This window comes from Psychromonas saccharinae, from assembly GCF_051201515.1.
Lineage (GTDB): Bacteria > Pseudomonadota > Gammaproteobacteria > Enterobacterales > Psychromonadaceae > Psychromonas.
The window spans coordinates 3,424,755-3,435,920 of record NZ_CP195153.1 but is presented as its reverse complement, the minus strand read 5'-3'; the positions used below and the strand labels follow the sequence as shown (position 1 = coordinate 3,435,920).

At 37.8% G+C, this 11,166-nt stretch carries 8 protein-coding genes; 4 read left to right on the top strand and 4 right to left on the bottom strand.

Going from position 1 to position 11,166, the window contains the following annotated elements:
• Nucleotides 1–200 precede the first annotated feature (200 nt).
• The 4 genes from ACR30L_RS15400 to ACR30L_RS15385 form a co-directional block, all read right to left on the bottom strand.
• Entirely contained in the window at nt 201–308 is a 108-nt protein-coding gene (locus tag ACR30L_RS15400; RefSeq protein WP_435235132.1) for a MetS family NSS transporter small subunit, read from the bottom strand.
• Between the two features lie 2 nt (nt 309–310).
• A complete protein-coding gene (locus ACR30L_RS15395; protein ID WP_435235131.1) occupies nt 311–1,798 on the bottom strand; it encodes a sodium-dependent transporter in 1,488 nt (495 codons plus the stop codon).
• A 206-nt stretch (nt 1,799–2,004) separates the two neighbouring features.
• Nucleotides 2,005–5,199 (bottom strand): efflux RND transporter permease subunit, encoded by a 3,195-nt coding sequence (locus ACR30L_RS15390; protein WP_435235130.1) that lies wholly within the window; start codon nt 5,197–5,199, stop codon nt 2,005–2,007.
• Nucleotides 5,199–6,224, bottom strand: coding sequence for an efflux RND transporter periplasmic adaptor subunit (locus ACR30L_RS15385; RefSeq protein ID WP_435235129.1), 1,026 nt, complete (start codon nt 6,222–6,224; stop codon nt 5,199–5,201). The genes ACR30L_RS15390 and ACR30L_RS15385 overlap by 1 nt, the downstream gene beginning before the upstream one ends.
• Nucleotides 6,225–6,431: 207 nt before the next feature.
• Between ACR30L_RS15385 and mazG the strand changes: the two genes are divergently transcribed.
• The 4 genes from mazG (at nt 6,432) to ftsB (ending at nt 11,162) form a co-directional block, all read left to right on the top strand.
• On the top strand, nt 6,432–7,244 hold the full coding sequence (gene mazG / locus ACR30L_RS15380; protein WP_435235128.1) for a nucleoside triphosphate pyrophosphohydrolase: 813 nt from the start codon (nt 6,432–6,434) through the stop codon (nt 7,242–7,244).
• A gap of 250 nt (nt 7,245–7,494) precedes the next feature.
• Nucleotides 7,495–9,132: a CTP synthase gene (locus tag ACR30L_RS15375; protein ID WP_435235127.1), complete on the top strand. Its 1,638-nt coding sequence runs from the start codon at nt 7,495–7,497 to the stop codon at nt 9,130–9,132.
• A 108-nt stretch (nt 9,133–9,240) separates the two neighbouring features.
• Complete coding sequence (eno, locus tag ACR30L_RS15370) at nt 9,241–10,539, top strand: phosphopyruvate hydratase (protein ID WP_435235126.1); 1,299 nt, start codon at nt 9,241–9,243, stop codon at nt 10,537–10,539.
• Nucleotides 10,540–10,883: 344 nt separating this feature from the next.
• Nucleotides 10,884–11,162 carry a cell division protein FtsB gene (ftsB, locus tag ACR30L_RS15365; protein WP_435235125.1) on the top strand — a complete coding sequence of 93 codons (279 nt, stop codon included), beginning with the start codon at nt 10,884–10,886 and terminating at the stop codon, nt 11,160–11,162.
• Nucleotides 11,163–11,166: the final 4 nt, after the last annotated feature.

The window sequence follows — 11,166 nt, the reverse complement described above, 5'->3', positions numbered from 1 at the left end:
AATTAATGTCTTTATATTAATTCTCACGTTAGAGGATTCACTTGTTAATCTCTCGGTAGTGGCAACTTTCGCCTCAAACTAAACCATTTTTACAGCGCAAAATTTAGATCACATATTTAATACAATTGGTATAACGTTTATTTTGGTCATAAAAAAAGGATCAACTAAGTTGATCCTTTTTAGTTTAACACTTATTTTTATTATTTATTTTTAGCTTCACTTTTTGCTGCTTTACGAATACAAAGCGCCGCACCGCCCCAGGTGATACCTAGGCCGAAAACCATCATTATAATTGCACTTGTTGTCATGATTATGCTTCCTTAGTTAGATTATCACTGTTACTGGTTTTATTGATAATAATTGCAAGTACTAACATTGCAGCAATAACACCCCAGCCTAATGTAAGTAGATCACTATGTGTATAACCACCGTAACCTTCTGTAATTGTATTGTAGATATTTGTACCCAAAATAACGATTAAGAATGCAGGGCTTAGGTAACGAATACAAGCTTCAAACCAGTTTCCCACGGTAAATTCAGAAAGGTTATTTACATGTTTATGGATATCTGACAATTTGATAATCCAACCCATTATAACAAGTTCGATAATACAGCTTGAAAGTAGCGCAATATTGTTAATAAAGTAATCAACGAGGTCGAGTAATAATAACCCACCATTTGTTGCGAAGGCCATTGATGCGACTAAGCCTGTTCCACAGACAATTAACGCTGCTTTTTTACGTGACCAGTTTAATTTATCAATAAAGGCTGATGTTGCTGCTTCAACGATAGATAAATGAGAACTTAGGCCGGCGATAACCAAGGCAAAGAAAAAGATTGGGCCGAGGATATAAGGAGCTGGTAAAAGGTTAATTGCTGCTGGAATAGTAACAAAAGCAAGTCCTACACCCGATGAGACAACATCCGTTAAAGGTTTAGCTTGCTCATGAGCCATATAACCAAGAATTGAGAAAATTAATATACCCGCAACAATTGAGAAGCCACAGTTAATTAACACCGTCATAAAGGCATTATTATTAATATCTGAATCATCCGGTAAGTAACTTGAGTAAGCCAGCATAATCGAAAAACCAACACTTAAGGTAAAGAATATTTGTCCGTAAGCGGCAGACCATACTTTCGGATCAGCAATTTTACTGAAATCTGGTTGGAAAAGGTAATTTAATCCATCTAATGCGCCAGGTAGGAATACCATGCGCGCGATTAATGCAATAACCATTAAGAAGAGCAATGGCATCATTATTTTTGTAGCACGCTCAATACCGCCTTTAATACCGGTAAAAATAGCCACAAATGTAATTGTCCAAGCAATAATGATTGGCACTGCAATATGCCATTGGATTGAACCTAGTTTACTTGGGGAGTTATCTCCACCGAGTTGTAGGTAATCACTAAAGAAATACGCATTGGTATCTGCCCCCCAAGTTTGGCTAAAGGACATACTAAAGTAAGAAATTGCCCATCCAATGACGGCAACGTAATAGATCCCAATAATCGCAACAATAGAGATTTGGAACCAACCTAGCCATTCGTATTTTTTATTTAATCGTGCAAATACGCGCGGTGCAGACCCTTTGTATTTTTGGCCCATACCAAATTCCATAATCATAAATGGAATACCAGCGGTTAGCATCGCGAATAGGTAAGGGATGAAAAAAGCACCACCACCGTTTTCATAAGCCATATAGGGAAATCGCCAAATATTACCCAAACCGATTGCGGATCCGACTGCGGCAAGAATAAATCCTGCTCGAGAGCCCCATTGTTCTCGTTTCATAAAATATCTCTTTATTTATTAATGTATTTTGTATGGTTATTATCTCTGAAGAGGGTACCGATTTGTAAATCTCAAGGCAAGTCCCTTTCTGTAGAGGCGGGCATGTATCTAAAAATATTGATAAGAACTTTACCAAGTTTGATATTATTTAGACCAAAGTGCAGTTGCTGTTAGTTTACAACTGCACTTTTTAGATTTGTTGTTGGCTAATTCATTTCCTCTATTTCAAATTTTTTATGCATAAAGGCATAATACAAAACCGGAATAATGACTAAAGTTAGTACGGTCGAAATCAGAATACCAAATATTAAACTGATCGCTAAACCAGAGAATATGGGATCACTCAAAATAAAGAATGCCCCTATCATGGCTGCTAAACCTGTTAAAATAATTGGTTTTGCACGTACTGCTCCTGCGTGAATCACCGCTTCTTTAAAGGGCAACCCATTGAGTGTCTGATGGTTAATAAAATCGACAAGTAAAATCGAATTACGAACAATAATGCCCGCTAATGCGATCATGCCAATCATCGATGTCGCAGTAAATTGTTGACCGAGTAAAGCATGCCCAGGCATGACTCCAATAATCGTGAGTGGAATGGGGGCCATAATAATTAACGGGACAATATAAGATCGGAACTGGGCGACAACCAACAGATAAATCAGGATCATCCCAACACCATAGGCAATCCCCATGTCACGGAATGTTTCATAGGTTATTTTCCATTCACCATCCCATAATATGGCTAACTGATTAGTACCGCTAGGTTGGTGAATATAATATTGCTCAATGTTGAGATCGCTATCAGCTAACTTACCTGCAATATCAAACATACCATATAAGGGACTATTTAAATCGCCACTCATATCGGCTGTCACCATGATCATGGGAATCATATTTTTATGCATAATGGGTTTAGCTACATTGGTTTTATCAATATTCACTAATTCTGAAAGTGAAATAAGTTGACCATATTGATTAGCCAGTTTTAGGTTTAAAACCTGTTCAAGATTAACTTTTTCACCTTCTTTTAATTGTAAGCGAATTGGAATCGCATATTTCTGATGATCATTGTGCAATATATTTATATCTTTACCACCAACGGATGTTGTAATTGCTTCAACAATATTGCGATAGGGCACACCTAATAAACTGGCTTTACTGCGGTCAATATTAACCTGCCATTTTCGTTGATCCTGAGGCGACATAATATCGATATCCACCACATTGTCACTTTGGCTAAAGAGTTGTTTCAATTGCTCTGCAGTTTGTTCTCGTAACACCTTTTTCGGACCGTATACTTCTGCAACAATCGGAGACCAAACGGGTGGACCTGGTGGCACTTCAACTACCTTCACATTGGCATCATAAGGTTTAGCAATCGCTTGCAATTCAGCTCGGACACTGGTTGCAATTTCATGGCTGCTACGGTCTCGGTGTTTTTTATCGATCAAATTAACTTGAATATCACCTAGTTCTTCGCTACTGCGGAGATCATAGTGACGAATTAGGCCGTTAAAATTGATTGGTGCTGCGGTACCCGCATATATTTGAAAGTCTTTAAGTTCCGGAATCTCTTTAATAACGGTACTGAGGTCGACTAATACACGTTGGGTTAATTCGACGGGAGCACCTTCAGGCAAATCAACAATAACTTGAAATTCTGATTTATTATCAAAAGGCAGCATTTTCATCACAACAAATTCTTTGAGTGGTAAAAATAGCGAGAAGGCGATCAATAGTAGTACACCTAAAAGCAACAACCAACGAGATAATTTGGCTTTATTACCGAGAATAAACGGACCAATAATTTTATGAAATACGCGCTCCATAAACTCATTATTAGTTTTTTCTTCTGTTTCAGTAATATCCCCTTTATGATGATCTTTTAGTAATTTAGCACTTAACCAAGGCGATAAAATAAATGCAATCGCGAGGGAAATTAGCATTCCCATACTGGCGTTGATTGGGATTGGACTCATATAGGGGCCCATTAATCCACTGACAAATGCCATTGGCAATAATGCTGCGATAACCGTAAAGGTTGCTAAAATAGTTGGGCCACCGACTTCATCTACGGCGACAGGAATAAGATCTGTCAGTTTAGCTTTTCCCATCTTTATATGGCGATGAATATTCTCAACGACCACGATCGCATCATCGACTAAAATCCCAATGGAAAATATCAAAGCAAATAACGAGACGCGATTTAGCGTAAAACCGTATGCCCAAGAAGCAAATAAAGTGATCGTTAAGGTGATTGAAACGGCGACACCAACGACAATTGCTTCACGCCATCCCATTGTCAGTAAGACTAAAATAATGACGGCGCTGGTGGCAAAAATAAGCTTTCCGATAAGAGTATTTGATTTGTCCTTTGCTGTCGCCCCGTAATCACGGGAAATACTGGTTTGAATATTATCGGGAATTAAGACATTGTGAATTTCTGTTAACCGTTGTTCTATCGCTTTGGTAACTTCCACTGCATTTGTACCCGGTTGTTTGGCAACCGCAACCGTAACCGCAGGATAGAGTTGATTATCTTTGCCATGCCAAACATTTTGATGAGGTATATCAGCTGCTAGTGTTACTTCTGCGACATCCTGTAAATAGACTGGAGAACCATTGCTGACAGAAACAATTAACTGCTTAATTTCAGAAATATTTTGTAAAAACTGTCCCGTTTGGACTTTAATTTGTTGGTTATTTTGAACCAATGATACTGAAGACGAGCTGGCATTATTGCTTGCTAGTATTTGATTAATCGCATCATAACTCACCCCAAAACTATTCATTTTATTGGGATCAATACGAATATTAACGGTTAATTCATGCCCGCCAAGGGTAAAAATATCACGGGTACCATCAATACGTTTTAATTCACTTTCTAGGCCATGGGCAACTTGAGTTAGTTCCTGTGCACTGACATTTTTATCTTTAGACCAAAGTGTAATCGAAGAAATGGGAAGATCATCGATAGAACGCGGTTTGATTAATGGCTGTCCGATCCCCGCTGACTGTGGAAGTTTATCGATATTACTGTAAATTTGATTATAAAGATTAACGATTGCATCGTTGCGTTGCTTGCCTACTTTAAAAACCACAATGATCATCGCGCCATCAGGTTTCGAATAGGAGTAGGTAGTATCAATCCCATTTATTTCCGAAATAACTTGCTCCATCGGAATAGTTACTAAATTCTCGACTTCCTTAGGTGATGCGCCTGGAAATGGAATGTAAATATCCGCAAAAGTCACATCGATCTGAGGCTCTTCTTCTTTTGGAGTAACTATAATCGCAAAAATACCTAATAATAATCCAACAATGGCCAGTAAAGGGGTTATTGCTGAATGCAAAAAATAATGGGCAATTCGACCAGAGATATTCAGTTGTTGGTTCATTATTTTGACTCCAGCATTTGTAGTTTCTGATAGGCATCCGTGTATATCTGGTCGTTATTTTGAAGACCTGCTAACACTTCAATATAGCCATCATCTTCATTGCCTAAGCGTACTTGTGTTAGCACTGGTTTTTCATTCACGTTACGATAAACTGCGGTTAACTCATTATTGGTTAAAACCGCCGTTGTCGGTATTGTTATGATTTCTCGTTGACCGCTGACAAATTTAGCTTTTACCCACATGCCGGGTAAAACAACTTGTTCCGTTTGTGGTAAATTAATACGCACCTTAAATGCATGTGTTTGTAGATCGGCGTAATTGAATAAGGTGATGTCCTTAGAAAGGATTTGTTTGCCGTTATTAAGGGTAACCACTACTTCGGGGTTATCCTTAATTGCTTGTAAATAACGTTGCGGGATTTCGGCGACTGCACGTAATTTATTTAAAGACATACCAGAAAATAGTGGTTGTCCTGGATTAATTGTTTCACCCACTTCAACAAGGCGTTGTGTGACGACCCCTGAATAGGGGGCTTTAATAATGGTGTAATCTAATGACTCTTGCGCTTTTTTAAGGCTAGCTTGTGCAGCACGAACAAATTGTTTATTGGTGCTTTCTGCTGCTTCTGCTTGATCTAGCTGTCCCTGTGAAATCGCGCCCTTTGGAAATAATTTTTTATAACGTTGTGCGGTTAAATAGGATTCGTTATACAGCGCTTGCGCTTTTAATACTTCAGCTTCTGCAATAGCAAGTTGTGCACCTTGTTCATTGCTTGTTATTTCGAGTAATACATTGCCTTTTTCAACATAATCGTTGGTATCAAAGTTCACTTTAACAACGCGGCCAGAGGTTTGTGCCGAGAGTGTAGCCTGATCAACCGCTTCAATCGTGGCGTCGATATTTACCCATTGTGGTTCATTCTGGCTCTTAACTGTAAATAGCTCAGCAGCCATTGTCGGATAACAAAGCAATAATAATGAACCGATGAGCAAGCGATGAGCTTGGTTGAGTAGTTGCTGATACATAATTAATCCTTAGGCACTGACGAGCGAATAGTTGTTTTTGTTTAATCTAATTTAGAAAATTCTAATATTTAAAAGAAGTTTGGTCAACTTAGTAATTGAAATTTTTGTCAGTTATCATACCTATTGCCATCCAGTATGCTGATTTTGATATACTAAATGGCACTAGGTATATCCGTTATATTTTATTACCGAATCAGGAAAAAATAGATGAAAGCATCCCACATTGAAGAATTATTAACCATTATGCGTCAATTACGTGATCCAGAGACCGGTTGTCCTTGGGATTGCAAACAAACTTTTGATTCGATTGTGCCTCATACTATTGAGGAAGCATATGAAGTGGCAGAGGCGATTCGAAAAAAAGATTTTGATGAATTAAAAGGGGAGCTAGGAGATTTATTGTTCCAAGTCGTTTTCTATGCGCAATTGGCACAAGAGAAGGGCCTATTCGAATTTCAAGATGTTGTTGCGACCTTAAGTGAAAAATTAGTACGTCGACATCCTCATGTGTTTACAGATAAGAAATTTGCGGATACGCAAGCTGTTAATGAGAATTGGGAAGTTGAAAAAGAGAAAGAACGGGCGTTAAAGGCGCAGACTGAGAATAAACTCGAGAGTGTCTTAGATAATATTCCATTAGCGTTACCTGCATTAACACGTGCTTATAAAATCCAAAATCGCTGTGCAAATGTTGGTTTTGATTGGAAAACACTTTCCCCTGTTGTTGATAAAATTAAGGAAGAGCTAGAAGAAGTGCTGGTTGAAGTTGAGCGTAATGATTTGAGTGAGTCAGAACAACAAGCTCGTATCGAAGATGAATTAGGGGATTTATTATTTGCGAATGTAAATCTTGTGCGCCATTTAAGTAGTAATCCTGAAAAAGTGTTACGCCAAGCGAATGATAAATTTGAACGCCGTTTTCATTTAGTTGAACTTGAAGTGTTAAGGCAAGGTAAAAAAATGAAAGATTGTTCGCTTGAAGAGCTAGAAGCAATCTGGCAAATGATTAAAAAATTATAGATAAACAGATGGACGTTATTAATCTACCGAAATAGCGAGAAAAGATTGTTCAAAATGGGCTGACTTGCTATACTGCATTCCCATCTAAAGATTCAAAAATATTCATTTAAATTTCAATTTTTATACAATAATTAACCATCGTTAATTACTAAATCATCAGTTATTTTTATAAGCTGATGTTTTTTTTTGTGTAATATTTTTTTAAATGATCTTACAACCATTTATTATGTCCTAAAAGCTCAGGGTTACTATGACAACAAAATATATTTTCGTAACGGGTGGTGTTGTATCATCGCTAGGTAAAGGGATTGCAGCAGGTTCACTAGCTGCTATTTTAGAAGCGCGTGGCCTTGATGTCACAATCCTAAAACTTGATCCGTATATTAATGTTGACCCAGGTACGATGAGTCCTATTCAACATGGTGAAGTTTTTGTGACCGATGATGGCGCAGAAACAGATCTCGATTTAGGTCATTACGAACGTTTTATTCGCACCAAAATGACTAAGCGTAATAACTTTACTACCGGTCGTATTTATTCAGATGTGTTAGCAAAAGAACGTCGCGGCGATTACCTTGGTGCAACGATCCAGGTCATTCCACATATTACGAATGAAATTAAACATCGTATTATTAATGGTGGCAAAAACCATCAAGTTGCTATTGTTGAGTTAGGTGGAACAGTTGGTGATATTGAATCTCAACCATTCCTTGAAGCAATTCGTCAACTCGGCATTGAAGTCGGCCGTGACCATGTTATGTATATGCATTTAACACTGGTACCTTATATCAAGACTGCTGGCGAAGTAAAAACCAAACCAACCCAACATTCAGTAAAAGAATTACGCAGTATTGGTATTCAGCCTGATATTCTTATTTGTCGTTCAGATAATAATATTCCTTCGAACGAAAAAGCAAAAATTGCACTTTTCTGTAATGTTCAGGAAAAAGCGGTTATTTCAATGCGAGATGTTGATTCTATCTATAAAATTCCTGCGTTACTTAAAGCGCAAGGACTTGATGAAATTTGTGTTAATCGTTTTGGATTAGAATGCCCTGAAGCAGATTTAAGTGAATGGGAAAAAGTTGTTTCTGAAGAAGCAAATACATCAAATGAAGTCACTATTGGTTTAGTGGGTAAATATATTGAATTACCCGATGCATATAAGTCTGTTAATGAAGCATTAAAACACGGTGGTTTAAAAAACTCCGCATGCATAAAAATCAAATATATCGATTCACAGGATCTTGAAGTTAAAGGCACTGAAGTGCTTGGTACGGTTGATGCTATTTTAGTACCGGGTGGATTTGGTGAGCGTGGTATTGAAGGTAAAATCTTAGCGGCTCAGTATGCGCGTGAAAATAAAATACCTTATTTAGGTATTTGCCTAGGTATGCAAGTAGCCTTAATTGAATTTGCTCGCCACGTTGCTGGACTTAAAGATGCGCATTCAACTGAATTTAAACCAGAATGTGAACAACCTGTTGTTGGCCTTATCACCGAGTGGATTGATAAATCCGGTGAAGTAGAACAACGTACAGAAAATTCAGACCTAGGTGGTACAATGCGTGTTGGTGCTCAACTTTGTCATTTAAAAGCGGGTTCTAAAGTACTTGCAATGTATGGCAAACCAGAGATTTATGAACGTCATCGTCATCGTTATGAAGTTAATAATAATTTATTGCCTATTTTGGAAAAAGCAGGATTAGTGGTCACTGGGTTATCGGAAGACAAAAAATTAGTAGAGATAATTGAGTATCCAAATCATCCTTGGTTTGTGGCTGCGCAGTTCCATCCGGAGTTCACTTCGACCCCGCGAGATGGCCATCCTCTATTCAAAGGGTTTATAAAATCTGCGATAGATCATCAACAAGGTCAATTTAAATAGTTTTAGTTGACCTAAACGATTTAGTTTGTTAAAAAATCAGCAAATAAAGTTTTACCAATTTACACCTAAAATTTTAATTTTAATTTTAAATACAATAAAGGAACAATTATGTCTAACATCGTAAAAGTACTTGGTCGTGAAATCATGGATTCACGTGGTAACCCAACTGTTGAAGCTGAAGTTCATTTAGCTGATGGTTCAATCGGTATGGCTGCTGCGCCTTCAGGTGCTTCTACTGGTTCACGTGAAGCATTAGAGTTACGTGACGGTGATAAAGCACGTTACTTAGGTAAAGGTGTTCTTAAAGCAGTTGCTGCAGTAAACGGTCCTATCGCTGAAGCACTAGTAGGTAAAGATGCACTTGCACAAGCTGAACTTGACCAAATCATGATCGACTTAGACGGTACTGAAAACAAAGCTAAATTTGGCGCAAACGCTATCCTAGCTGTATCTCTTGCTGCTGCTAAAGCTGCTGCAGTTTCTAAGAAAGTACCTCTATATGCTCACATCGCTGACCTAAACGGTACTTCTGGTGTTTACTCTATGCCTCTTCCAATGATGAACATCATCAATGGTGGTGAGCATGCAGATAACTCTGTTGATATCCAAGAATTTATGATCCAACCAGTTGGCGCTGCGACTTTCCGTGAAGGTCTACGTATGGGTGCTGAAGTATTCCATAGCCTTGCTAAAGTACTTAAAGCAGACGGCCACTCAACAGCTGTTGGTGATGAAGGTGGTTTCGCACCTAATCTAGCATCTAATGAAGCTGCGCTTGCTGCAATCAAAGTTGCTGTTGCAAACGCTGGTTACGAACTAGGTAAAGACATCACATTAGCGATGGACTGTGCTGCATCTGAGTTCTACGACAAAGAAGCAAACATCTACGACCTTAAAGGTGAAGGTAAAAAATTCACTTCTGAAGAATTCAACTTCTTCCTTAAAGATTTGACTGAACAGTACCCAATCGTGTCTATCGAAGATGGTCTTGACGAGTCTGATTGGGATGGTTTCGCACATCAAACTAAACTCCTTGGTGACAAAATCCAATTAGTTGGTGACGATCTATTCGTAACAAACACTAAGATCCTTAAACGTGGTATCGATAATGGTATTGCTAACTCAATCTTAATCAAATTCAACCAAATCGGTTCTTTAACTGAAACTTTAGCTGCAATTAAAATGGCTAAAGATGCTGGTTTCACTGCTGTTATCTCTCACCGTTCTGGTGAAACTGAAGATTCAACAATTGCTGATCTAGCTGTTGGTACTGCTGCTGGCCAAATCAAAACTGGTTCATTAAGCCGTTCTGACCGTGTAGCTAAATACAACCAACTTCTACGTATTGAAGAAGCTTTAGGTTCAAAAGCACCTTACAATGGTCTTAAAGAAGTTAAAGGTCAGTAATATTTAATCTTAACTTCGGTTAGGATAAATAGACTACTTTGATTTATGAATCCTCACTTCGGTGGGGATTTTTTTTGGCTGTTTTTTATTAAACATGCGTAATTTAATACCAATCGTAATAATTAGCTGATCTATTTTAACCCGCAAAATAGATCAGCTAATGATGATGATTACATAAGCAATAGTTCATTGAATTCTTTATTGGTCAATGTGATAGTGCTTTTAAATCTCAGTAGAGAATTAAAGGCAGATAATTTTTAGTTTTATTGTGCATATTAATTTGGTGCGCAATATGTGAAAATAGAATTTTTAATAGTAACCTCTTCGTGCAGGATTTTTCTTATATGCGTTTATTCATGTTGGTGCTTGTCTTATTGCTAGGTATTTTGCAATATCATTTATGGTTTGGTAAAAATGGACTTCAAGATAAACATGCCTTAACGAAAGAAGTTGAAATTATTGAAGCGAGTAATGCAGAGTTAATTCAACGTAATCAAATGATGTTTTCTGAGATTGATGATTTGAAAGATGGTTTAGAAGCTGCAGAAGAGCGAGCGAGGAATGAACTTGGGTTAATTAAAGAAGGGGAAACCTTTTTTCGTATTGTTCCGAAAGAAGATTAATAAG

Excerpts from the sequence above, each read along its gene's own strand:
- ACR30L_RS15375 (WP_435235127.1), top strand. The coding sequence starts at position 7,495 with ATGACAACAAAATATATTTTCGTAACGGGTGGTGTTGTATCATCGCTA.
- ACR30L_RS15390 (WP_435235130.1), bottom strand. The coding sequence starts at position 5,199 with ATGAACCAACAACTGAATATCTCTGGTCGAATTGCCCATTATTTTTTG.
- ACR30L_RS15385 (WP_435235129.1), bottom strand. The coding sequence starts at position 6,224 with ATGTATCAGCAACTACTCAACCAAGCTCATCGCTTGCTCATCGGTTCA.
- ftsB (WP_435235125.1), top strand. The coding sequence starts at position 10,884 with ATGCGTTTATTCATGTTGGTGCTTGTCTTATTGCTAGGTATTTTGCAA.
- ACR30L_RS15395 (WP_435235131.1), bottom strand. The coding sequence starts at position 1,798 with ATGAAACGAGAACAATGGGGCTCTCGAGCAGGATTTATTCTTGCCGCA.
- eno (WP_435235126.1), top strand. The coding sequence starts at position 9,241 with ATGTCTAACATCGTAAAAGTACTTGGTCGTGAAATCATGGATTCACGT.
- ACR30L_RS15400 (WP_435235132.1), bottom strand. The coding sequence starts at position 308 with ATGACAACAAGTGCAATTATAATGATGGTTTTCGGCCTAGGTATCACC.
- mazG (WP_435235128.1), top strand. The coding sequence starts at position 6,432 with ATGAAAGCATCCCACATTGAAGAATTATTAACCATTATGCGTCAATTA.